Here is a 24,114-nt window from a genome sequence, read left to right on the forward strand (position 1 = left end):
CCGCAGGGCGGGGCCGATGAGACTTGGAACTTCAAAGGGAAGGAGCATCGCTTGCGCCGGAAAGGCTGCGGCATGCCCGAGGATGACGCATGATCCAGGAATTTTCCGAAGACGATATCGAACCTCTGGCCACCGGCGCCTGGATTCTGGGAACGGGCGGCGGCGGCAACCCCTATATCTCGACGCTCAACCTGCGCCGTCTTTATGCCGAGGGCAGGCGGGTGAAGGTCATGGATCCCATGGCGCTTGCCGATGACGACATGGTTGCCGTTGTCTCCAAGATGGGGGCGCCGCTTGTCGGTCAGGAGCGGCTGGGAGATCCCGTCCATCTCGCCCGCGCTGTCGAGGTGATGGAGGATTATCTCGGCAAACCGTTCCGGGCGATCATGAGCGTGGAAATCGGCGGTTCGAATGCGCTTTCTTCCTTCCTAGCCGCTGCCATGCTCGACCGGCCGGTCGTTAATGCCGATGCCATGGGGCGCGCCTATCCCGAAGCGCAGATGACCTCCTTCGCCATCGGCAACCTGCCGATGTTCCCGCTGTCGCTGGTCGATGTGCGCGACAATGAGGTGATCGTCACGCGGGCGGCTTCGTGGAAATGGATGGAGCGCATCTCGCGCAAGGTCTGCACCGAAGTCGGCTCCACCGCCGCCACCTGCAAGGCGCCACGCACCGGCAAGGAAGTGAAGGAATGGGGCATTCACTACACCGTCACCAAGGCGACCGAGCTCGGCCGCGCGGTGATGGCGGCGCGTCAACGCCATGACGACCCCGTTCAGGCGGTTCTCGACCATGAGGGCGGCAAGCAGCTGTTCCGCGGCAAGGTGGTGGATGTGGCGCGTGAAACCACCGGCGGCTTCCTGCGCGGCAGCACCACCATTGAAGGCATCGATGCGGATAAAGGCTCGCGACTGGAACTCGCCTTCCAGAACGAATGGGCGGTCGCCTTCCGTGATGGCCAGCCGGTTGCCATGACGCCGGACCTGCTCTGCCTTCTCGACACTATCTCGGGCAGCGCCATCGGCACGGAATCTGTGCGTTATGGCCAGCGCGTCACGGTTATCGCCCTGCCGGCGCCGGAACTTTTGACGACACCTGCCGGCATCGCCGCCGTCGGCCCGCGTGCCTTCGGTTATGACATTGATTTCAGATCGGTATTCCCATGAAACGCATCGGTATTGACGTTGGCGGCACCAATACGGACGCCGTTCTCATCGATGGAGACACGATCGTCGCCTCCATCAAGGTTCCGACCACGCAGGATGTCCTGTCCGGCGTCAAGGCGGCGCTCGCCCATGTGGCGGGCCATGTCGGCGCGGCGGACCGGCCTATCGACGCGGTGATGATCGGCACAACACATTTCACCAATGCGGTGGTGGAGCGCGCCCGGCTGGAGCGGGTCGCCGCCATCCGCATCGCGCTGCCGACCGGTTCTTCGCTGCCGCCGATGTGCGACTGGCCTGGGGATTTGCACGAGGCCGTCAATCCGCTGATCTTCATGGTTCATGGTGGCCACGAATATGACGGAAGCCCGCTGGTGCCGATGATCCCGGATGAAATCCGTGAGGCGGCAATGAAAATCCGCGATGCGGGCATCACCTCCATCGCCATTTCGGCAACTTTCTCGCCGTTGACGACGGAGTGTGAGGTGCGGGCGGCGGAAATCGTCCGTTCGGTCATTCCCGATGCACGCATTACGCTCTCCCATACGCTTGGCCGTATCGGGCTTCTGGAGCGGGAAAACGTCGCCCTCCTGAACGCAGCGCTGCAAACGCTCGGCAAGACCACGGTTCAGGCATTTTCGGATGCGCTGCGCGAAGCGGGTGTGAAGGCGCCGTTTTATCTGACCCAGAATGACGGCACCGTGGCGCTTGCGGATGTGGCCGCCGCGAACCCCGTGCACAGCTTCGCTTCCGGCCCGACGAACTCGATGCGTGGTGCGGCCTTCCTCACCGGTCTTTCCGATGCCATGGTGGTGGATGTCGGCGGCACCACCTCCGATATCGGCTGCCTTGTCGGCGGCTTTCCGCGCGAGGCGAACAATATCGTTCATATTGGCGGGGTACGCACGCTCTTCCGTATGCCCGATCTTCTGCCGATTGCGCTCGGCGGCGGTACTATCGTCGACCCTGAGACGGGCAAGATCGGCCCGCGCTCGGTCGGATATCGCATCCTGACGGAAGCCCGCGTGTTCGGCGGCGAGACGCTGACGACATCGGATATCGCCGTGGCCGCAGGCTTGATCGAGATGGGCGACAAGGATCGTGTGAAAGACCTCGACCCGGCATTCGTGCAGGCGACGCTTTCCCGTATCCGCGACATGGTGGCCGACAGTTTCGACCAGATGAAGACGTCTGCGGAAGATGTGCCGCTGGTTGCGGTCGGCGGCGGGGCGTTTCTGATACCGGAGCGGGTTCCGGGCGCATCCGAGGTGTTGCGTGTGGAAAATGCCGGCGTTGCCAATGCGCTGGGTGCAGCCATGGCGCAAGTTTCGGGCGAAGTGGATCAGGTCTTTTCCGGCTTGAGCCGCGACGAGGCCCTTGCGAAAGCAGAAACCGAAGCGCAGAACGCGGCGGTCGCTTCGGGCGCGGAGCGGGCGAGCCTCAAGACGCTTGAGGTGGAGGATATTCCGATCGCCTATCTGCCGGGCGGCGCGCGGCGGGTGCGGGTGCGGGTCATCGGCGATATCGCCTTTCATTGATGGTAAGAGGCCCTGCTTGTGGCGGGGTGACAGTGGAGTGAGGACATGACGAAGATCGCATTGGCCATTCACGGCGGTTGCGGCGTGATGCCGGAACACAGCATGACGCCTGCGGAATGGGAGGCGGCGCGCGACGATCTGGCGGCGGCCTTGCGGGCCGGTTATGGCGTGCTGAAGGCCGGTGGAACCGCGCTTGAAGCGGTTGAGGCGGCGGTCGTCGTCATGGAGGACAGCCCGCATTTCAATGCAGGCCATGGGGCGGCGCTGAACGAGAACGGCATTCACGAACTCGACGCCTCGATCATGGACGGTAAGACGCTGGCGGCGGGCGCAATCAGCGCGTCACGCGCCATCCGAAACCCGGTAAAGGCGGCCCGCGCGCTGATGGTGGATGAACGTGCTGTCTATCTCACCGGCGAAGCGGCTGACCAGTTTGCGAAAGAGCAGGGGCTTGCCACCGAACCTCAATCCTATTTCACCACGCAAAAACGTCTCGAGGCGCTGGCGGCCATGAAGGTCCATGCCGCCGCTGGAACGGAAGCGACGGAAAACGAAAAGCACGGAACCGTCGGCGCGGTGGCGCTCGATGCGGCCGGGCATCTTGCAGCGGCGACCTCCACCGGCGGCTATACCAACAAGCCAAACGGCCGGGTGGGCGACAGCCCGGTGATCGGGGCCGGCACCTATGCGCGCGACGGTGCCTGCGCGGTGTCCGGCACCGGCAAGGGTGAGTTTTTCATCCGTTATGTCGTCGGCCACGAGATCGCGTCCCGTGTCGCCTATCTCGGGCAGGATCTGGAGACTGCGGCCGGCGATCTCGTCCATAAGGATCTGGCGCCTTACGATATCGGCGCCGGTCTCGTCGCGATAGACGCCGAAGGCGGCATATCCGCACCCTACAATACGCCTGGCATGTTCCGCGGCTGGGTGACGCCCTCCGGAGAGGCGCGTGTTGCCACCCACGACAGGGTCTATGAGGTGGAACTGTAAGCGGCGGCCAGACGGGGCCGCATGACGGTGCTAAAAAAACCGGTGACATCAAGCGTCATCGGCGGCAAAACGTCTGAACCGAAACCGGCTCGTCCTTTCACCCATGGTGCTTGCCTCATGAATATCAAGCAGCTCGAAGTCCTGCGCACGCTTCTTTCCACCGGCTCCACCATCGCCACCGCAAAGGCCATGGGGCTCAGCCAGTCCGGTATCAGCCGGCTTCTGGCGCAGCTTGAGGCGGACCTTTCGTTGACGCTGTTTGCCCGTGACAAGGGACGGTTGATCCCAACGCCCGAGGCCGCACTTCTTGCCCGCGATGCGGAAAATGTGCTGCTTGCCGTTGATCGCATGTCCGGCCACGCCGAGGATTTGCGCAACGGCGCTGCCGGCCCGGAGATCGTCCGCATCGGCCTGCCGAGCAGCATGTGGGAGAATTTCGCGCCCGCCATGCTGATTGACTATGTCAGGGATTTTCCCGGCGTTCGCATCGAGACTTTTTTTGAAACGACGACCGCCATCAACAAGCTTGTCGGTGAGCGGGTGATCGATCTCGGTTTCCTGCGGATGGAAGGCGAGATTGGCCCGGGCATCGATGTCGAGCGTGTCGCGACCGGCAAAAGCGTCTGTGTGGTCCGGGAGGATCATCCCTTGGCCAAACTCGACGAAATTACCGTCAAGGACCTGCGCAATGTTCCGCTCATTTTGATTGGCCGGCAGCGGCCGAACCGCATGGCGCTCGATCAGGTCTTCAAGAAGGCCGGCGTCAAGCCGATGGTGAAGATCGAGACCCACACCAACAGTTCCGCCTGCGCCTATGTGGCGCATGGGCTGGGGGTGACGATCATCAGCAGCTTTTATGCCAACCTCTACCGGCATCTTCCCGTTGTAGCCCGGCCATTCGTTCCGCAGGCGACGCAGGAATTCGGTCTAGCCCGCGCCTCCGGTGCACCGTTGTCCATCGCGGCACAGGCGCTGAGCGATGCCTTGAAGCGGGAAATCCAGCTTTCGCAAAAAATCGACTGAAAACGGGATTTTGGGCGGGAAATCTCATTGTCCTCATCAGGATGAAACGCGCCGCCATTCTGCATAGATATATGACATTTACGCATAATATTGCGCCTTATTTATCAATCCGTCATAGTCACCAGCAACGAAACCGATAGAGGCGGGATATCATTCCCCGCCATCAATCGTGGGGAACCGATGATAAGATTCATACTGAGCCGTCTTTTGATGGCGCTGCCGACGATCGCATTCGTGTCGATCACGGTTTTCGCGCTCATCCGCTTCATTCCGGGCGATCCGGCTGCCCTGATGCTGGGCGACATGGCGCAACCGGAACAGATCGAAGCCATGAGGACCGAACTCGGCCTCGACAAGTCCATGCCGCAACAATTCGTCATCTGGGCGGGTAATGTGGTGCAGGGCGATTTCGGCCGCTCCATCGTCAATGACGAGGCGGTGCTGCCGCTGGTCGTCTCGCGCTTCCTCGTCAGCGCCGAGATCGTCGTCGTCGCCGTGCTGCTCGCCAGCCTGATTGCGGTTCCTGCGGGCGTGATCGCCGCCTGGAAACAGAACAGTCTGACCGATCTAGCGCTGGTGGGAACGGCGACGCTGCTGCTGTCCATTCCGACATTCTGGCTGGGTCTGCTGCTTCTCCTGTTTTTCGGCCTCAAGCTCGGCTGGTTGCCGGTGCTCGGATATGTGTCGATCAGCGAAAATCTCGTCGGCGGCATGCTTTATCTCGTCCTGCCCGTCATGACGCTGGTGATCCATGAAATGGGTGTGCTGATCCGCATGGCGCGCGCCTCGACGCTGGAAGTGCTGCGGCTGGATTACATTACCCATGCCCGCGCCAAGGGCCTTTCGGAAAGCGCGGTTCTCTGGCGGCATGCTTTCAAGAACGCCTTTGGTCCCACCTGGACAATGATCGGCCTTATCCTCGGCAATCTTCTCGGCGGCATCGCCGTCATCGAGACGGTGTTCACCATTCCCGGTCTCGGGCGGCTGATGGTCGACAGTATTTTTGCCCGTGACTATCCCGTCATTCAAGGCTGCCTGCTGTTCGTCTCGCTGTCCTATGTGCTGGTCAACCTCTTCGTCGACCTGCTTTATCCCCTCTTCGATCCGCGTGTGGTTGCCGAATGAAAAAGTTCACACTCAACGGGCTTATCGGCGGCTTTCTCATCGCCCTCCTGCTCATCACCGCCGTGACCGGCCTGTTCTGGACACCCTATGATCCGATGAAGCTCGGTTTCGCCTCGCGTCTCGCCGCGCCCGGCCCAAGCCATCTTCTCGGCACCGACGAATTCGGGCGCGATGTTTTGAGCCGCCTGATGGTCGGCGCGCGTGCCAGCGTCTGGATCGGTTTTCTGACGGTCAGCTTCGCGACAATCTTCGGTACGCTGATCGGCCTTGTCAGCGGTTATGCGCGCGGCTGGGTGGACGGCGTCATCATGGCCATCAACAATGCGCTCTTGGCCTTTCCGGGCATTCTTCTGGCGCTCGGCCTGCTCGCGGTTTTCGGCGCCAACCAGTATGGCATCATCTTCGCACTCGGCATCGCCTATACGCCATCCATGGCCCGCGTGGTGCGCGGTGCCGTGCTTTCTCTGCGTGAGCGGGAATTCATCGAGGCGTCGCTGGTAATGGGCAATGGTGAGATCTACACCATGTTCCGCCACATCCTGCCCAATTGCATCGCGCCGATCACGGTTCTTGCCACCTCCATGTTCGGCTGGGCCATCCTTTCGGAAAGTGCGCTGTCCTTCCTCGGCCTTGGCGTGCCGCCGCCGGCGCCCACCTGGGGCAACATGCTGGCCGCCGGCCGGCCCTTCATCCAGCAGGCCGTGTGGCTCGGGCTTTTCCCCGGTCTCTGCATCGCGCTGACGCTGCTTGGCATCAATCTTCTGGGCGATGCCCTTCGCGACAGGCTTGACCCGCGCATGAGAGGTCTCAAATGACAGACACTACACTTCTCACCGTTCGCGGCCTTTCGCTCGAAGTTGCCAGAACCGGCCACCGGGTGGTCAAGGATGTCTCCTTCGATATTGCTGCGGGCGAAATCTTCGGCATCGTCGGCGAAAGCGGCTCGGGCAAGACGCTCGCAACCCGCGCGCTCATCTCGCTTCTGCCTCCGGCTATCGCCGTCACCGGCGGATCGATCATCTACAAGGGGCAGGATGTCATGTCCCTGCCGGTGAAGGATCTCCGGCGGCTGCGCGGCGCGGAGATCGGCGTGGTGTTTCAGGAGCCGATGACCTCGCTCAACCCATCGATGACGATTGGCCGGCAGCTGGAGGAAGGGCTGATCCTTCACACGAAGTTGTCGCCCGAAGAGCGCCGCGAGAAAATTCTCGACATGCTGCGGCGAGTGGGCATCCGCGATCCCGAAGGCGCGCTGACGGCCTATCCGCACGAGTTTTCCGGCGGCATGCGCCAGCGCATCATGCTGGCCTCGGTGATGCTGCTGAAACCCGCTTTGCTGATCGCCGACGAGCCGACGACGGCGCTTGACGCGGTCATCCAGCGTGATGTCATGGAGCTGATGGTGGAGCTGACGCGGGCGGAAGGCACGGCCGTGCTGCTCATCAGCCACGATCTACCGATGGTGGCGCGTTATACCAGCCGCATCGTGGTGATGGAAAAAGGTGCGATCGTCGAGCAGGGCCGCACCGAAGACCTGCTGGACGCGCCGCAGCATCCCTATACCAAAAAGCTGCTTTCCTCGCTGCCGTTCCGCGGCGAGCCGCGCGCCATCGACACGTCCAAGGCGCCGATGGTTTCGGCCCGCGATATCGTCGTCGATTATGCCGGCCGCAAGTCCCTGCTGAAGAAAGCCAAGCCCAAGCGGGCGCTGCACGGCGTCAGCATCGATATTCATGAGGGTGAGGTCGTGGCGCTGGTCGGCGGTTCCGGTTCCGGCAAGACCACGCTTGGCCGCACCATTGCCGGGCTCGTGCAGGAGAGCGAAGGGCATATCCGCTTTCAGGGGCGGGAGCGCAACGAGGACTGGAAGGACTATCGCCTGAATTGCCAGATGGTGTTTCAGGATCCCTATTCCTCGCTCGATCCGCGCATGACCATTCTGGCACTGGTAGAGGAGGCGCTGCGCCTCGTTCCCGGTCTCGATCAGGCCGCCAAGCGCAAGCGGGCGCTTGAAACGCTGGAAGAGGTGGGGTTGGACGCGGATTACGCGACCCGTTACCCGCACGAACTTTCCGGCGGCCAGCGCCAGCGCGTGGCCATTGCCCGCGCCATCGCCCGTCGTCCGCGGTTCTTGATCGCCGACGAACCGGTCTCCGCGCTCGACGTGACGGTGCGGGCGCAGGTGCTCGATCTCTTTTCCGATCTGCAAAAACGTTACGGTTTTTCCTGCCTGTTCATCAGCCACGATCTCGGCGTGGTGGAGCAGGTGGCGGACCGTGTCGTCGTCATGCAGGACGGCCGCATCATCGAAGAGGGTGACCGCGACACGATTTTCGACAGCCCGAGAGAGGCCTATACGCGCCGGCTGCTCTCGGCCATTCCCGCCCTCGACCAGAATGAAAAGGGCGGCGTGACACTCAAATGGCGTCTGGAAGATGAAGTTTAACAGGAAGATGACAATGACCGTGGCTGCCCAACTGAATGCGATCTGTGATGCACAGCCTTTCGTGACGCGCTTCATGGTGCGCAATCTCCTGACCGGCGAAGAGATCGGGCGGGGAGAAAACGAGGAGACGCCATCGGGCAGCACCCGCAAGACGTCGATCATGATGGCGGTGCTCAAGGCCGCAAGCGAAGGGCGGATCGATCTCGACCAGCCCGTCACCTATGAAAAGCGGCTGGCGGAAGAGGTTGCGAGCGGCATGTTCCGTTATATGACGCCAGGTATCGTCATTTCGCTACGCGATGCCGTCGCCGGCATGATGGTGCTGAGCGACAATGTCTGCACCAAGATGGTGCTGGAACGGCTGACGCTGGAAGAAGTGGATGGCTATTGCAAGGCGCTCGGCATGGCTAACACGCACCACCGTTTCCTCATTCCGCCGCTGGCGCTGGCGGCTGACCATCCGCTGAAAACCGTCACCACCACCTCGGCGGCGGATCAGGTGCTTCTGCTGCAAATCATCCTCGATGCCCAGTCCTCACCGGAGGCGCAGGCAAAGCTCGGTTGCAGCCCGCAATTGTGCGAATGGGCCATGCAGACGCTGAAAAACCAGATTTTGCGGTATGGAATTCGCTCCCGCCTGCCTTTCGAGGCCGTGGTGGCCAGCAAGAGCGGCCGCGGCAAGCGCGGTCGCATGGATGCCGGCATCGTCTACAGAAATGGCGCGCCGTCCTTCATTATCACCACCTATACGGATGAGGTGCCGCAGGTGATGCCTGATGGCACTCCGGGATACACCATCGCGCTCGAAACGATCGGCCGGCTGGCACAAGGCTGCTGGGACGGGTTTTAATCAATCACAATCAACGACAACAAAGAGGGTAGAACAGTGAAAAAACTTCTTCTCGCAGGCGTTGCCCTGCTCGTGACCGCCAATATCGCGGCTGCACGCGATATCACCATCGCGCAAAGTTCGGATCTGCGCAGCAACAATCCGGGGGTGAACCGCGACGGCAATACGGACGGGGTGATCCTGCACATCGTCGAGGGCCTTGTCGGTTATAACAATGCCGGCGAGGTGAAGCCGCTGCTCGCCGAGAGTGTCGAGGTTGCGCCTGACGGCCTGACCTATACCTTCAAGCTGCGCAAGGACGTGAAATTCCACAATGGCAAGCCGCTCACCGCAGAGGATGTCGTCTGGAACTGGACACGTTACCTGAAGCCGGAAACCAAATGGGCGTGCCTCAACGATTTCGCGGAAGGCGGGGCAGCACACGTCACCGGTGTCAAGGCCAGCGATGCATCCACGGTCGAGATCACCCTTGAAAAACCCTCCGCCGTTTTCCTCGGCCTCATGTCGCGGCCGGAATGCGGTTATACCGGCATGATCTCGCCGGAATCGGTTGCTGCTGATGGCAACTTCGTCAAGCCGATCGGCACTGGGCCGTTCCAGTGGGACGAGTGGAAGAAGGGCGAATATATCCGCCTCGCCAAATTCGCCGATTATGTTTCGCCGGCAAATGACGGCAAGCCGGATGGCATGGTCGGCTCCAAGCGGCCGCTCGCCGATGGCATCAAATTCATGGTCATTCCCGATGCCTCGACCGTGAAGGCGGGGCTTGAATCCGGCGTGCTCGATACGGCCGAGATTTCTCCCGATCTCATTCCTGAGTTCAAGACCAACGACAAGATGCAGCTCATCGTTGCCCGCAACAACGGCAAGAACCTCTTCTACATCCAGACCCGCGACAAGGTTCTGAGCAATCCCGGCGTACGCCGCGCCATGGCGATGGCGCTCGATCTCGATGAACTGGTCGCCGCCGCATCCAACGGCACGGGTGAGGCGAACGGTTCGATGGTCTCACAGGACTCGGTTTATTATGACGAGGCCCAGAAAAAGCGCCCGGCCTATGATGTCGAGGCTGCGAAGAAGGAGCTGGAGGCCGCCGGTTACAAGGGCGAGCCGATCTCCATCATCGCCAACAAGCGCGGCAACGTGCCGAGCTTCCCGGCCGCCGTCATGGCGCAGGCCATGATGCAGCAGGCGGGTCTCAATGTGCAGATCGAGGTGCTGGACTATGCCACGCAGGTGGATCGCCGTCGCTCCGGCAATTATCAGGTGATCTCGCAGTCGGTCGCCCCGCGTCTGGACCCGGCGCTGATGTATGCCTTCTATGTCGGCAACAAGGACAAAAACGCCTCCCTGATGTGGGACGATCCGAAGGCGATCGAGCTGATGAAGGCGGCCTATGTTGAGGCCGACCAGACGAAGCGCCAGAAGATATTCGACGAGTTTCACGAACTGATGCTCAAGGAAATGCCGGGCATCTTCCTTTACGACATGGTCGATGTCTGGGGCGCGACGAAGAAGTTGAAGGGCCAGCCGGTCTGGCAGTCGAACGCCCGCCTCTGGGAAGTCTCGGTCGACAACTGATCCACTATCGCCCGCGCCGGAGGCGGACCCCGGCGCGGGCTTTCCATCATAGAGCGTAAGGATTTGGCGGTGCCTCCGCCGAAGTGCTTGCGCGTGCCCGCAAAGGGCGGAAATGCGAGGACAAGCCATGAACCGTGATGCCGTGATGTCGATTGCCGCCGAAGTCGAGGCCATGAAGCCTGATTTCACCACCTTGAGCGACAGCATCTGGGATTTTGCCGAGCTGAAATTCGAAGAGCAGCAATCCGCCGGCGTTCTGGCAAAAGCGCTTGAGGAAAACGGCTTTGCGGTTCGCCGCGGCGTGGCAGGCATGGACACGGCCTTCATCGGCGAATTCGGCAGCGGCAAGCCGGTCATCGCTTTCCTCGGTGAATTCGATGCGCTGGCCGGCATGAGCCAGCTGGCCGATGTGGCACAGGTGCAGCCGCGCGAGGCGGGCGCCACAGGCCATGGCTGCGGTCACAACTTGCTCGGCGTCGGCTCGCTGATGGCCGCCATTGCGCTGGCCCGGCATCTGAAAGCCAACAATCTGCCCGGCACGGTGCGTTATTACGGTTGCCCCGGCGAGGAGGGCGGTTCCGGCAAGACCTTCATGGTGCGCGCCGGCCTGTTCGACGATGTCGATGCGGCGCTGACCTGGCATCCGGCACCCTTCAACGGCGTGCGTTCCACCAACAATCTGGCCGTGCTGGAATATTTTTATCGTTTCAAGGGTGTTGCAGCCCATGCCTCCAATGCCGCCCATCTCGGTCGTTCGGCGCTCGATGCCGTTGAACTCATGAATGTCGGCGTCAACTTCCTGCGCGAACACATGCCGCAGGATTGCCGGGTGCATTATGCGATCACCGACACCGGCGGCAAGGCGGCGAATGTGGTGCAGGCGAAGGCGGAAGTCCTCTATCTGATTCGCGCGCCGGAAATGCGCCAGGCGCTCGACCTCGCAGCAAGGGTGGATAAGGTCGCGCGCGGCGCGGCGATGATGACCGAAACCGAGGTGGAGATCGTCTTCGATACCGCCTCCACCAACCTTCTGCCCAACATAACGCTGGAAACGGCGATGCATGAAAACATGGTGACGCTTGGCCCCATCGCCTTTGATGAGGCGGATATCGACTTCGCCAAACGCATACAGGATACGTTTACCGAAGAAGCGATCAAAAGCAGCATCCGGCTCTACCAGATAAAGGGTGACGTCTTTTCCAACCGGAAGGTCGACGGATCGACGCCCCTGCATCTCGGCCTGCGTGATTTCGAGGGCGAGTCGCATTTTCGGGCGGGTTCCACCGATGTCGGCGACGTCAGCTGGATCACGCCGACGGCGCAGTGCTGGACGCCGGCCTGGGCGATCGGGACCAATCCGCATACCTGGCAGGTGGTGGCACAGGGCAAAAGCCCCGCCGCCCACAAGGCCATGGCGCATGCCGCCAAGACGCTGGCATCGACCGGTCTTTCGTTGATGACCTCGCCTGAACTGCTTGCCAGCGCTAAAAGGGAATGGCGGGAAAAGACGGAAGGCAGCGACTATGTCTGCCCCATTCCTGCGGATGTGATGCCCGGCTCGCACGGGTAGGCCGCGCTTGCGGCGACGTCCGTCTCGGCGGCGAAGCGCCCGATATTGACGGCAGACCTTGCACCCCGCTCGACATCCTCCTCTGGCTCGTTCCGAGCATCCATAATTTCAACGGCTTATGGATCCCCGCCTCAAGGGCGGGGATGACACGGGAAAGATTTGGCACGCCTTTCGGCATCTGGTCTCAGTACCCGGTTCTCCTTAAAACTCCCGTCATCACCGCCTTGTGTGCCGCTTCGCTGTCAGACCGCGAAGAAAACATTGACGTTCGAACCAAAAATGGAATAAATATATCGAACGGCAGAAAATCGGTTTCATTATTCCGTTTTCTGGATGAGGTAGCGGCGGGCTTTCGGGTCCGCTTCCGGCTGGGAGAGGTGGCGCCGGACACCATGGAGGAGAAAAACAATGAAGAAGCTTATCATCAGTGCGGCCATGTCTGTGCTTCTGGGCACGGCGGCACATGCGGAGACCGTCGGTGTTTCGATGGCCCTGTTCGACGACAACTTCCTGACCGTGCTGCGCAACGGCATGCAGGATTACTCCAAGGAACTGAAGGGCGTTACCCTGCAGGTTGAAGACGCTCAGAACGACGTTGCCAAGCAGCAGAGCCAGATCCAGAATTTCATCGCTTCCAAGGTCGATGCGATCATCGTCAACCCGGTTGATACGGATGCGACGGCGGCCATGTCGAAGCTTGCCGCTGAAGCCAAGATTCCGCTGGTCTACGTCAACCGTCAGCCGGTAAACGTCGATACCCTGCCGGACGGACAGGCATTCGTCGCCTCTGACGAGACCGTGGCCGGCACGCTTGAAGCAAAAGAAGTCTGCCGCCTTCTCGGTGGCAAGGGCAAGGCCGTCATCATGATGGGCGAGCTTTCGAACCAGGCGGCACGCATGCGCACACAGTCTGCAAAGGATGTTTTGCAGACCGACGAATGCAAGGGCATTTCGGTTGTTGAAGAGCAGACCGCCAACTGGCAGCGCACGCAGGGTTCCGACCTTGTCACCAACTGGCTCTCCAGCGGTATCGAATTCAACGCCGTTATCGCCAACAATGATGAAATGGCGATCGGCGCGGTTCAGGCGCTGAAAGCCGCCGGCAAGGACATGAAGGACTATGTCGTTGCCGGTGTTGACGCCACCCAGGACGCTCTTGCTGCCATGCAGGCGGGCGATCTCGACGTGACTGTTTTCCAGGATGCTGCCGGCCAGGGCAAGGGCGCTCTCGACGCGGCGCTGAAGCTCGTCAAGGGCGACAAGGTCGACAAGAAGGTCTACATTCCCTTCCAGCTCGTCACGCCTGAGAACGTCAAGGATTACGTGGCCAAGAACTGACGATCCCGTTTCGGCATCTGCGCTCGATTGAAATAACATCGGGAGCAGGTGCCGAACCCGGACGCCAACCGAAGGCCCAGCCTGCGGGCTGATGTGGAAAATATAATTTCAGTGAATTCAAAGTGTTACAGCGCCCATGCCTGTCTTTGTTGACACGGCGCTGTAAGCCTCCCCGGAGGAAGGCCGCGATTTCGCAGGCCCAATTTCCGGTCATTTTTGTCTATTGTGGAGGGTGAGATGGTCGTCAGTCCATCGACAATGGCCGCGGTGCGCGCCAGCGGCGCCGTGCCGAATGCAGAATTTCTTCTGGCAGCGGACGGTATACGCAAGGAATTTCCCGGCGTCGTGGCGCTTGATGATGTGTCGTTCCACCTCAAGCGCGGCACCGTGCATGCGCTGATGGGCGAGAACGGCGCCGGCAAATCGACGCTGATGAAGATTCTCGCTGGTATCTACCAGCCGGACATTGGTGAAATCCGCCTGAAAGGTGCTCCGATACGCCTCGATTCCCCACTCGATGCGCTCGAAAACGGTATTGCCATGATCCATCAGGAACTCAACCTGATGGCCTATATGACGGTGGCCGAAAACATCTGGATCCGCCGCGAGCCGAAAAACCGGTTTGGTTTCATCGACCATGGTGAAATGTATCGCCGCACGGAGACGCTGCTTGAAAGGCTCGGCATCGACCTAGACCCGGAAACACGCGTCGGCGAACTGTCGGTCGCGAGCCGTCAGATGGTCGAGATCGCCAAGGCAGTTTCTTACGATTCCGACGTTTTGATCATGGACGAGCCGACATCGGCGCTGACCGAGCGCGAGGTCGAGCATCTTTTCCGAATTATCCGCGACCTCAGGGAACGTGGTATCGGCATCGTCTACATCACCCATAAGATGAACGAGCTGTTCGAGATTGCCGACGAATTCTCCGTTTTCCGCGACGGCAAATATATCGGCACACACGCGTCCACCGATGTGACGCGTGACGACATCATCCGCATGATGGTGGGCCGCGAAATCACGCAGATGTTCCCGAAGGAAGAGGTTCCGATCGGCGATGTGGTGCTGTCGGTCAAGAACCTGACGCTTGATGGTGTGTTCCATGATGTGTCGTTCGATGTCCGTGCCGGCGAAATTCTGGGTGTTGCTGGTCTTGTCGGCTCGGGACGCTCCAATGTTGCCGAGACGGTGTTCGGCGTCACGCCTGCCTCCTCGGGTACCGTTGCAATCGACGGTAAACAGGTTGCGATCGACAGCCCGACAGAGGCCATCCGCCACCGCATGGCGTTCCTGACCGAGGACCGCAAGGATACGGGATGTCTGCTGATCCTCAATATTCTGGAGAACATGCAGATCGCCGTCCTGCAGGACAAATATGTCGCCAACGGCTTCGTGCAGGAAAGCGCCCTTTCGGATGCCTGCGAAGAGATGTGCCGCAAGCTGCGGGTCAAGACGCCGCATCTATACGAGCGTATCGAAAACCTGTCCGGCGGTAACCAGCAGAAGGTGCTGATCGGCCGCTGGATGCTGACCAAGCCGCGCATCCTCATTCTGGATGAGCCGACGCGCGGCATCGATGTCGGGGCCAAGGCGGAGATTCACAAGCTGGTTTGCGAGATGGCGCGCCAAGGCGTCGCCGTCATCATGATTTCCTCCGAAATGCCGGAGGTTCTGGGTATGAGCGACCGTGTCATGGTCATGCATGAAGGTCGAGTGACGGGTTTCCTTGACAGAAGTGAAGCCACGCAGGTGAAGGTGATGGATCTCGCATCGCGGTGAGGCGCGCCGGGATTTCTCGAGGAGGAATGATTATGAATACGAACGCCACCGCCAACGCAGAGTTGGATGCAAAATCCGGACGCAAGCCGCACAGGCGCATACCGCCGGAAGCCAATATCTTTTTCGTGCTGATCGGCATCGCGCTGGTCTATGAAATACTCGGCTGGATTTTCATCGGCCAGAGCTTCCTGATGAACCAGCAGCGGCTGACGATCATGATCCTGCAGGTGTCAGTGATCGGCATCATCGCCGTTGGCGTGACGCAGGTCATCATTACCGGCGGCATCGACCTGTCCTCCGGTTCGGTTGTCGGCCTGACGGCGATGCTGTCTGCCAGCGTGGCGCAATCTTCCACCTGGCCGCGGGCGCTTTATCCTGGCCTCACCGACCTGCCATTCTTCATACCGCTCGCTGTCGGCATATTGGCCGGGGCTTTGGCCGGGTTCATCAACGGGCAGCTGATTGCGCGCACGAAAATCCCGCCCTTCATCGCAACACTCGGCATGATGGTGACGGCGCGTGGTCTTTCCAAGTGGTACACGAAGGGCCAGCCGATCTCCGGCCTGACCGATGGCTTCAATTTCATCGGCACGGGCATCTGGCCGGTCGTCGTTTTCCTCGTCGTTGCCACTATCTTCCACATCGCGCTGCGTTACACGCGTTATGGCAAGTTCACCTATGCGATCGGCGCTAACCAGCAGGCGGCACGTGTTTCCGGTATCAATATCGAGGCGCATCTGATCAAGGTCTATGCCATCGCCGGCATGCTTGCTGGTCTTGCCGGTGTCGTCACCGCCGCCCGTGCACAGACGGCGCAGGCCGGCATGGGCGTGATGTACGAACTCGACGCCATCGCCGCAGCCGTTATCGGCGGCACGTCGCTTGCCGGCGGCGCAGGCCGCATCACCGGAACGGTCATCGGCACCATCATTCTCGGCGTCATGACATCAGGCTTCACGTTCCTCAGGGTCGATGCCTATTACCAGGAGATCGTCAAAGGCCTGATCATCGTGGCTGCCGTCGTCGCCGACGTCTACCGACAGAAGAAACGCGCAAAGCGCTAAGCACTCCTCCTCCCGGACTTGGGGCAAGCTTTCAGGCTTGCCCCTTTTTTATGCGCTGGCCTCGGAGACGCGGTTTGCGTTGGAGGGCAGGGGGCGATTTTTAGGTCTTGCTGTTTCGGTATTCGTGAACAGCCTTGCCGAAGGCCTCGAACAAGGCGCGCGATGGCGCATCCGTCTCGGCCCAATATTCCGGATGCCATTGCACGCCGACCGCAAAGCCCTTGGCCTCGATGACGGAAACGGCTTCGATGGTACCGTCGGCCGCCGTAGCTTCGACCTGCAGGCGCGGCGCGGTCTCGGCAATTGCCTGCCGGTGCAGCGAATTGATCTGGATTTCGCCCGACATGCCGAGGTGCTGCGCAATGCAGGAGCCTTCACGCACCTGCACCGGCTGGCGAATGGCAAAGGCCACGTCACGGTCGTCATGTTCGGGTTTGCGGTGATCCCAGATGCCGGGCTGCTCCTGAATTTCCGAAGCAAGCGTGCCGCCGAGCGCAACGTTTAATTCCTGAATGCCGCGACAGATGGCCAGCATCGGAATGCCGCGTTCGATGGCGCGGCGAATGAGCGGCAGGCTGGTCGCGTCGCGGGCGGGATCGAAGGGGCCGTCGCTTTCCCGTGCCTCTTTGCCGTAAAGGGCAGGGTGAACATTGGTTGCCGAGCCGGAGACGAGCAGGCCGTCTACCCGGTCCAGAATGGCGTCGATCTCGTTACCGTCCTCGAAAGCCGGAACGATGAAGGACATGACGCCGGCAACCTTCAACGCTGCGGAAAGATACTGGTTCTGCGCGGCGTGCCAGTCGGCTCCGGCGAAATGCCTTATGTCGGCGGGAACGGCAATGATGGGTTTTGGCATGATGGCTCCGGGACGAATCTCCGAAATTTGTGCGACTGCAGGTGAGCCAAGTCAAGCAGGTGTTTTGCGTTTTGCCGGTATTGGATGCGCCTAAAGTATAAGGTGGCGCGAGGATATTTCAGTTGCAAATAAAATACGAAGGAGACTTTCCGAAAAGGCCGGTTTTCCGCGATTAATTCTCGTCGCGGGCGCTTGTCAGCCAGGCGGTAACCGTGCTTACTTTGCTGTGATGCCTGAACAGCAAGAGGGGAATTCAAAGCTGCGGGCAGCGTTCATATCTGGGAGGATATAGATGGATCGCCGTTCCTTTATGAAAAAAGGTGCGCTTGCGGGAGCCGCGACGGCTCTGGCCGCGCCTGCCATTGCACAGCAGAATACCAAGATCACCTGGCGTCTGACGTCGTCGTTTCCGAAATCGCTCGACACCATCTATGGCGGTGCCGAGGATATTGCCAAGCACGTTGCCGCCGCAACCGACGGCAATTTCACCATCCAGCCCTTTGCCGCCGGCGAAATCGTGCCCGGCCTGCAGGCGGCCGATGCCGTGTCATCAGGCACGGTGGAAATGTGCCACACTTGTTCCTATTATTACGTCGGCAAGGATCCGACCTTTGCCATCGGCACGGCGATACCCTTCGGTCTTAACGCCCGCCTGACCAATTCCTGGTTTTATGAAGGCAATGGCAACAAGCTGCTCAACGAATTTTACGCCAAGCACAATCTCTACGGCATGATCTCCGGTAATACCGGCGCGCAGATGGGTGGCTGGTTCCGCAAGGAAATCAACACCGTCGAGGATTTCAAGGGCGTGAAGATGCGCATTGCCGGCCTCGCCGGCAAGGTGGTGGAAAAGCTTGGCGTCGTGCCGCAGCAGATCGCCGGCGGCGACATCTATCCGGCACTGGAAAAAGGCACCATCGACGCTGCCGAATGGGTTGGTCCCTATGACGACCACAAGCTCGGTTTCTACAAGGTTGCGAAATATTATTATTATCCGGCCTTCTGGGAAGGCGGCCCGGTCATCCATTCCTTCGTCAATCTGGACAAATGGAACAGCCTGCCGAAGAACTACCAGACGGTGTTGCAGGATGCCTGCGCCTTCGCCAACACCAGCATGATGGCGAAATATGACGCTAAAAACCCGACGGCGGTGCGGCAACTGGTGGCTGAAGGGGCTGTTCTGCGGCCGTTCAGCCAGGAAATCCTTGAAGCTTGCTACAAGGCTGCGCTGGAAGTCTATGCCAATATCTCGGCATCCAACCCCGACTTCAAAAAGATTTACGAGGACCAGGTGGCCTTCAAGCGAGAGGGCTATCTGTGGATGCAGCTTGCGGAATATACGTTTGATACATTCATGATGATTCAGCAGCGCAACGGAAAGCTCTGATCTTTCGGTAAAGGCGGACCGGCAGAAAGCCCCGGGGACTTCGGTCTCCGGGGCTTTTTGTTCTTTAGCGGGAATTGCGGCCTCGTTGGCCTGTCACCAGGCATTGTTCAATTTGCGGCATCCGCGTGCCTGATGCCTGGATGGGCAATGGTCGGCGCAGCGTTTCGCGGATCGCTCTCGATCACCGCCGCGCTGCGCCGGCCGTGCTTTTATGGCCCGATCTTGGGTGGCTGGCTAAGGTCGGGTTGGGTCGGCGCGGGCTGCTGAGGTTGCGGTTCGCCCAAATTGAGCGGTGGCAAACCGAGTGCCGGTGGTGCCGCCGGAGCCTGGTTCTCCTGGCCGGATGGGGCTGGAGCCGGCCCGCCGAGGTTGAGCGGCGGCAGACCCATGGATGGCTGTTGCTGAGCACCGCCGCCGAGCGGAGGCAATGACAGGCCGTTGCTTCCCGGCCCGCCGGGTATCTCGATCTTGATGGTGCTGGGATCAACGCTGGTGTGGCCACTCTTGTACGTCAGGACCAAACCGGGGAATGCGATGACGACCAGGATCATCACAAACTGGATGACGATGTAGGGGAATACACCCTTGTATATTTCCGTTGTTTTCACGCTGGGCATTTTTTTGCCCGTTACCTTGTCCACCCAGGTGGAGTTGGGCGCGATTGAGCGCAGGAAGAAAAGCGAAAAGCCGAAGGGCGGGGTCAGGAACGAGGTTTGCAGGTTGATGCCGAGAATGATGCCGAACCAGACGAGATCGATCCCGAGCTTGTCGGCTACCGGGGCGAGCAACGGCACCATGATGAAGGCGATTTCAAAGAAGTCGAGAAAGCAGCCCAGAATGAAAATGATGATCGTGACAACGATCAGGAAGCCGTATTCCCCACCGGGCAGGGCAAGCAGCAATTCCTCAATCCAGACATTGCCGTTGATGCCATAGAAGGTCAGGCCGAAAACGCGGGCGCCGATGAGGATCATCATGACGAAGGCGGAAAGCTTCGTCGTTGCATCCAGCGCATTCTTGACGATCGCAAGGGAAAGTCTGCCTTTGGCGAGCGCGAGGATAAGCGCGCCGGTTGCGCCCATCGCGCCGCCTTCGGTCGGCGTGGCAATGCCGAGGAAGATGGTGCCGAGGACCAGGAATATGAGTGCCAGTGGCGGCACCAGAACGATGATGACCTGTTCGGCGAGACGAGAAATGACCTTCTTGCTGGCGGCGCTATTAAAAATAGCAACGAGATAAACCGCAAATACGGCGAAGGCGAGCGCCGTGACGAGCCGCCATTCCGGGCTTGTTATGCCGCTGAAGAGCACATGCATGCCGAGGAAATAAAGCGCCACTGAAAGTGCGATCATCACCAGCAGCGAAGTAACGCCGTTTCCGAGAGTGCGGGCTTCCTTTGGAAGCGCGGGCACGAGCGCTGGTTTGAAAATTGAAATGGCGAAGATGTAGGCGCAATAGGTCGCGACGATCAAAAGCGCGGGGTAGAGTGCGCCGACATACATGTCACCGACCGAACGGCCGAGCTGGTCCGCCATGACGATCAGGACGAGAGACGGCGGGACGATCTGGGCCAGTGTTCCGGAGGCGGCGATCGTGCCCGCGACGAGCGGACGGTTATAGCCGTAACGCATCATGATCGGCAGCGAGATAAGGCCCATCGCCATGACGGAAGCCGCCACGACGCCGGTGGTGGCGCCGAGCAACGCGCCAACGAGAATGACCGCATAGGCGAGGCCGCCACGGATCGGACCGAAAAGCTGGCCTATCGTATCGAGAAGATCCTCCGCCATGCGGGAACGCTCGAGAATGATGCCCATGAAGGTGAAAAATGGGATCGACAACAGGGTATCATTATACATGATCCCGTAGATGCGTTCCGGATGAGATTGCAATAATGGCCAGAAGAGGCGGATTTCCGGAGAAATCCACGATAGCTCCACGCCCAGAGCGAAATAGATGAGGCCGCCGGCGGCCAGGGTGAAGGCAACGGGATAACCGAGCAACAGCATCAGCATCACGCTGCTGAACATGACCAGCGGCAGGTTGTGCGCAATCAAGTCTATCATGTCAGTTCCCTGCCGTGCCGTGGGTTTCTGTTTCGGAATCGGACAGCACCGTTTCGCGGGGATCATCAATATATCCCGCAATCACTGCATATCGCTTGATGATTTCCGAAAACGCCTGAAGCAGAAGCAGAGCAAAGCCCAGCAGGACAACAAGTTTTGCGGGCCAGATGATCAGCCCGCCGGCGTTGGACGACATTTCTCCGGATTTGAAGGAGACCCAGAACCACGGCCATGCCAGATAGGTCATCAATCCGGCAAATGGGACGAGGAAAATGATGTGAAGCACGAAATCGACGATGTCGCGCGTGCGCTTCGACCATGTGGACGACAGGATATCGATCCTTACATGTTCGTTTTTCAGAAGCGCGTAAGCCGCCGCCAGCATGAAAACGGTGCCGTAGAGATACCATTGCACCTCGAGCCATGCGTTTGACGACATGTCGAACATCTTGCGCACGACGGCATTGGTGGCGCTGATCAGGACGGCTGCCAGCAACAACCAGGACACAGACTGACCGATAACCGTGGTGACCGTATCAACGGCCCGGCTGATTCCCAAAAAAATTTTCACTTTCCCCTCCTCAGGACCAGATACAAGGTCCGGACCGCGGCTTTTTTTAGTGGCGGTTTATTGAACTTGCCGCCAAGCAAGTTCGTTTTTTGTTGTTTGCAGGTGCTTATTGAACCGCTTTTCAAAAAGCAACTCAGAACGGTATGGTCATCCTCCGAGAACCCCGTATGGCAAGCACTTGCAATGATTTATCGTGCACTGATTTTGCCTTGGGCGCTACAGCATGGCCCTTCTGCTGCGGATTAAAATTCGTTTTTCCACGGATGTCGGAACCAACCGCGCGGGTTGATGATCCATTGCACTTTTCAGCGACTTCATGTTACCTCTGGCTCCGGAGAATCCGGCGTATGCCCGTGATCGCGGGCAGGCCAAGTTCCCTCGCGATACGGGAATGTCGGATGGAGCAAAAGGGGAAGCGGAATGAGCGAACACCACACAGGCCCGGTCGAAGTTGGTGCCGAGATGAATTACGCCGAGCATGAAAAGACCTATAACGGTTTTCTGGCTTTGACGAAATACGGCACCATGCTTCTGTGCGTGCTGATGCTGGCCATGGTCGCTGGTTTCTTCGCGTCTGCGGGTTTTCTTGGCGGTCTTATCGTGTTTCTCGTGCTTTCTGCCGCAGGCTTTATTCTGCTGCGCTGAACGATCTCCTTCGCGAGCGGTTTCCCGGTGCGGAAACCCGGTGACGCCGGACATCGGAAAGGCCAGCCATGAAACGCCTGATATCCTGCCTGATCCTGTTTGCGGCGCTTTCACAGCCCGTTCTGTCGCGGGATCTTTTGCCGTCTGAGCAGGACAGGCTGCATACGCAGATTGAACGGTTCAGCGCCGCCTTGAACGGACAGGATTTCGAAACCGTCGGCAGGACGGTACCGCCCAAAATCTTCGAATTTATCGCAAGCGATGCGGGCGTGACCGTCGAGCAATTGCGCAGCGCCTTGACGACGCAGATGCAGATGGCGCTCGCGGCGGTCAAGATAACCGAATTCACCATGGATAAAGGCGCGATCAGCGTTGAGCAAACGCCTGATGGAACGCCCTATGCGCTCATTCCGACAAAGACGGTGATGGAAACCGGCGGGCAGACGATCGAGGCAAAATCCCATACACTGGCCTTGATGGACGGCACGGACTGGTATCTGCTACGTGTGAGCGATCAGCAGCAGGTCACGATCCTGCGAAAAGTCTATCCGTCCTTCGCCACGGTGGAATTCCCTGACGATTCCATGCAGCCGGTGAAATAACCCGCATATTGCTGTCAGTGCAGCTTTGGGACGGGCTCCTCGTTCTTCGCTTACGAAAAACGCCCGGGTCGGAAAGGATCGACCGAAATCGTGGTCTCCTCGCCGTTCGCCAGCTGGGTCACGAGGCGGGCAGTGGCAGCTGATTGCGTCAGTCCCAGATGGCCATGGCCGAAGGCGTAGATGACGGAGGGTGTGGTACGCGCGGTGCTGATGACAGGAAGACAGTCCGGCATTGACGGGCGGAAACCCATCCATTGCGTTCCGCCTTCCATCTTGAGACCCGGCAGGAAGCGCCCCGCCTTTTTCAGCATCGCTTCCGACCGTTTGAAGTTCGGCTCCAGCTCCAGCCCACCGAGCTCGACCGCGCCGCCGACGCGGATGCCTGAAGAAAGCGGTGTCACGACAAAGCCGTGATCGTTGAAATAGAGCTGGCGCGTCAGGTTGAAGGCGCTTGCGGGCAGGGTGGTGTTGTAACCGCGCTCGGTTTCCAGCGGCACGATATTGCCAAGCGTCGCGGCAAGTTTTTTCGACCAGGCGCCGCAGGCGACTACCACCCTGTCGGCATCGATCTTGTCGCCATTTTCCAGGGTGACGATCGTGCTTTCACCAACGGCGTCGATGCGTTCCGCCTCACCCTTGCGCAGGCTTGCGCCGCGGGCAATCACCAGATCGAAAATGGCACGGGTGAAATCAAAGGGGTCGGAGACCTGCAGGCCATCAGGGGAGAACATGGCATGGCGGAACTGCGGGGCAAGGCCCGGCTGCAGTTCGTCTATTTCATTACGGCCGACACGCTCAAAGGAGAAACCCGCGCGTTGCTTCTCATCCCAGTCCCTTGCCGCGGCATTCAAGCTTGCTTCGCTGTCATAGAGATCGAGTGTACCGGTTTTTGAAACGAAGGATGAAAGCTCCGGCATGGCGGCGACATGCGCCATTTCATTGGCTGCCAGCCGGTTGATCTCGCTAAGTACCCTCAGCCCATGACGAAAGTTGCGCTCGGCGCTGGCACGCCAGAAACGCCAGAGCCAGGGGGCAATCTTTGCGACATAAGCTGGTGGCACGCTGAGCGGGCCGAGCGGATCGAAAAGCCAGCGTGGTGCTTTCTTCATGATGCCGGGTGAGGGTATGGGGATGATTTCCGGAAAGGCCAGGATGCCGGCATTGCCGGAACTTGCGCCTCGGGCAACTTCGCCGCGTTCCAGAAGAACAACCTCACGTCCGGCATTTTGCAGGTAAAGCGCCGCCATGGAACCGATAATGCCGGTGCCGATCACCAGCACGTCGCATTTCAGGGTTTTGGTCATTAGCGCTCCTGCAACACAAATCTTTCAAGCCCGCCATAACAATGAATGCGGTTTCAATGAAAGGCCGCATTGCGCCCCAGCCGCAGAAATATCAGCACTGTGGCAAATAAGCGGTCCATATCTGAGGAGATGCCACATGCTGGAGGGTTAGGGCCTCTCGGTTTTTTATCAGCAGATTCGGCCTTTGAGACGATGGTTATAACTCATCATTAATCG

At 59.7% G+C, this 24,114-nt stretch carries 20 protein-coding genes; 16 read left to right on the forward strand and 4 right to left on the reverse strand.

Annotated elements, in window-relative coordinates:
- The first annotated feature begins 89 nt into the window (after positions 1-89).
- From AKG12_RS12035 to AKG12_RS12095, 13 genes are all read left to right on the forward strand, one after another.
- On the forward strand, positions 90-1,166 hold the full coding sequence (locus AKG12_RS12035; protein ID WP_052818971.1) for an S-methyl thiohydantoin desulfurase family protein: 1,077 nt from the start codon (positions 90-92) through the stop codon (positions 1,164-1,166).
- Positions 1,163-2,701, forward strand: coding sequence for a hydantoinase/oxoprolinase N-terminal domain-containing protein (locus AKG12_RS12040; RefSeq protein WP_052818972.1), 1,539 nt, complete (start codon positions 1,163-1,165; stop codon positions 2,699-2,701). The genes AKG12_RS12035 and AKG12_RS12040 overlap by 4 nt, the downstream gene beginning before the upstream one ends.
- A 45-nt stretch (positions 2,702-2,746) precedes the next feature.
- Positions 2,747-3,691, forward strand: coding sequence for an isoaspartyl peptidase/L-asparaginase family protein (locus AKG12_RS12045; protein ID WP_052818973.1), 945 nt, complete (start codon positions 2,747-2,749; stop codon positions 3,689-3,691).
- A gap of 117 nt (positions 3,692-3,808) precedes the next feature.
- Complete coding sequence (locus tag AKG12_RS12050) at positions 3,809-4,714, forward strand: LysR family transcriptional regulator (protein WP_046801479.1); 906 nt, start codon at positions 3,809-3,811, stop codon at positions 4,712-4,714.
- 180 nt (positions 4,715-4,894) lie between these two features.
- On the forward strand, positions 4,895-5,839 hold the full coding sequence (locus tag AKG12_RS12055) for an ABC transporter permease (protein ID WP_052818974.1): 945 nt from the start codon (positions 4,895-4,897) through the stop codon (positions 5,837-5,839).
- The gene (locus AKG12_RS12060) at positions 5,836-6,654 is read left to right on the forward strand and encodes an ABC transporter permease (RefSeq protein ID WP_046801390.1); all 819 of its coding nucleotides are present in this window, start codon (positions 5,836-5,838) and stop codon (positions 6,652-6,654) included. The genes AKG12_RS12055 and AKG12_RS12060 overlap by 4 nt, the downstream gene beginning before the upstream one ends.
- Positions 6,651-8,285 (forward strand): ABC transporter ATP-binding protein, encoded by a 1,635-nt coding sequence (locus AKG12_RS12065; RefSeq protein ID WP_046801389.1) that lies wholly within the window; start codon positions 6,651-6,653, stop codon positions 8,283-8,285. Before AKG12_RS12060 ends, AKG12_RS12065 begins: the two co-directional genes overlap by 4 nt.
- 13 nt (positions 8,286-8,298) lie before the next feature.
- Entirely contained in the window at positions 8,299-9,135 is an 837-nt protein-coding gene (locus tag AKG12_RS12070) for a serine hydrolase (RefSeq protein WP_052818975.1), read from the forward strand.
- Between the two features lie 36 nt (positions 9,136-9,171).
- A complete protein-coding gene (locus AKG12_RS12075) occupies positions 9,172-10,716 on the forward strand; it encodes an ABC transporter substrate-binding protein (RefSeq protein ID WP_052818976.1) in 1,545 nt (514 codons plus the stop codon).
- A gap of 127 nt (positions 10,717-10,843) precedes the next feature.
- On the forward strand, positions 10,844-12,286 hold the full coding sequence (locus tag AKG12_RS12080; protein ID WP_052818977.1) for a M20 family metallopeptidase: 1,443 nt from the start codon (positions 10,844-10,846) through the stop codon (positions 12,284-12,286).
- Between the two features lie 408 nt (positions 12,287-12,694).
- On the forward strand, positions 12,695-13,624 hold the full coding sequence (locus AKG12_RS12085; RefSeq protein WP_052818978.1) for a sugar ABC transporter substrate-binding protein: 930 nt from the start codon (positions 12,695-12,697) through the stop codon (positions 13,622-13,624).
- Positions 13,625-13,861: 237 nt separating this feature from the next.
- Positions 13,862-15,403 carry a sugar ABC transporter ATP-binding protein gene (locus AKG12_RS12090; protein ID WP_052818979.1) on the forward strand — a complete coding sequence of 514 codons (1,542 nt, stop codon included), beginning with the start codon at positions 13,862-13,864 and terminating at the stop codon, positions 15,401-15,403.
- Between the two features lie 32 nt (positions 15,404-15,435).
- Positions 15,436-16,467, forward strand: coding sequence for an ABC transporter permease (locus AKG12_RS12095; RefSeq protein ID WP_046801383.1), 1,032 nt, complete (start codon positions 15,436-15,438; stop codon positions 16,465-16,467).
- 100 nt (positions 16,468-16,567) lie between these two features.
- On the opposite strand, the gene AKG12_RS12100 is transcribed toward AKG12_RS12095, so the two are convergent.
- Positions 16,568-17,323, reverse strand: coding sequence for a gamma-glutamyl-gamma-aminobutyrate hydrolase family protein (locus tag AKG12_RS12100; RefSeq protein ID WP_052818980.1), 756 nt, complete (start codon positions 17,321-17,323; stop codon positions 16,568-16,570).
- Between the two features lie 292 nt (positions 17,324-17,615).
- On the opposite strand from AKG12_RS12100, the gene AKG12_RS12105 reads away from it, so the two are divergent.
- A complete protein-coding gene (locus AKG12_RS12105; protein ID WP_046801381.1) occupies positions 17,616-18,710 on the forward strand; it encodes a TRAP transporter substrate-binding protein in 1,095 nt (364 codons plus the stop codon).
- 209 nt (positions 18,711-18,919) lie between these two features.
- Here AKG12_RS12105 and AKG12_RS12110 read toward each other — a convergent pair whose 3' ends face one another.
- Both AKG12_RS12110 and AKG12_RS12115 read right to left on the reverse strand, forming a co-directional pair.
- Positions 18,920-20,776 carry a TRAP transporter large permease gene (locus AKG12_RS12110; RefSeq protein WP_052818981.1) on the reverse strand — a complete coding sequence of 619 codons (1,857 nt, stop codon included), beginning with the start codon at positions 20,774-20,776 and terminating at the stop codon, positions 18,920-18,922.
- A 1-nt stretch (position 20,777) separates the two neighbouring features.
- The gene (locus AKG12_RS12115; protein WP_046801379.1) at positions 20,778-21,347 is read right to left on the reverse strand and encodes a TRAP transporter small permease subunit; all 570 of its coding nucleotides are present in this window, start codon (positions 21,345-21,347) and stop codon (positions 20,778-20,780) included.
- 420 nt (positions 21,348-21,767) lie between these two features.
- Here AKG12_RS12115 and AKG12_RS12120 point away from each other — a divergent pair, with 420 nt between their 5' ends.
- Both AKG12_RS12120 and AKG12_RS12125 read left to right on the forward strand, forming a co-directional pair.
- Positions 21,768-21,992 (forward strand): aa3-type cytochrome c oxidase subunit IV, encoded by a 225-nt coding sequence (locus tag AKG12_RS12120; protein ID WP_046801378.1) that lies wholly within the window; start codon positions 21,768-21,770, stop codon positions 21,990-21,992.
- A 68-nt stretch (positions 21,993-22,060) separates the two neighbouring features.
- Positions 22,061-22,594: a hypothetical protein gene (locus tag AKG12_RS12125; protein ID WP_052818982.1), complete on the forward strand. Its 534-nt coding sequence runs from the start codon at positions 22,061-22,063 to the stop codon at positions 22,592-22,594.
- A gap of 50 nt (positions 22,595-22,644) precedes the next feature.
- On the opposite strand, the gene AKG12_RS12130 is transcribed toward AKG12_RS12125, so the two are convergent.
- Positions 22,645-23,898: an NAD(P)/FAD-dependent oxidoreductase gene (locus AKG12_RS12130; RefSeq protein ID WP_052818983.1), complete on the reverse strand. Its 1,254-nt coding sequence runs from the start codon at positions 23,896-23,898 to the stop codon at positions 22,645-22,647.
- Between the last annotated feature and the right edge of the window lie 216 nt (positions 23,899-24,114).

It is taken from the genome of Agrobacterium sp. SUL3, from assembly GCF_001263295.1.
Classification (GTDB): domain Bacteria; phylum Pseudomonadota; class Alphaproteobacteria; order Rhizobiales; family Rhizobiaceae; genus Agrobacterium; species Agrobacterium tomkonis.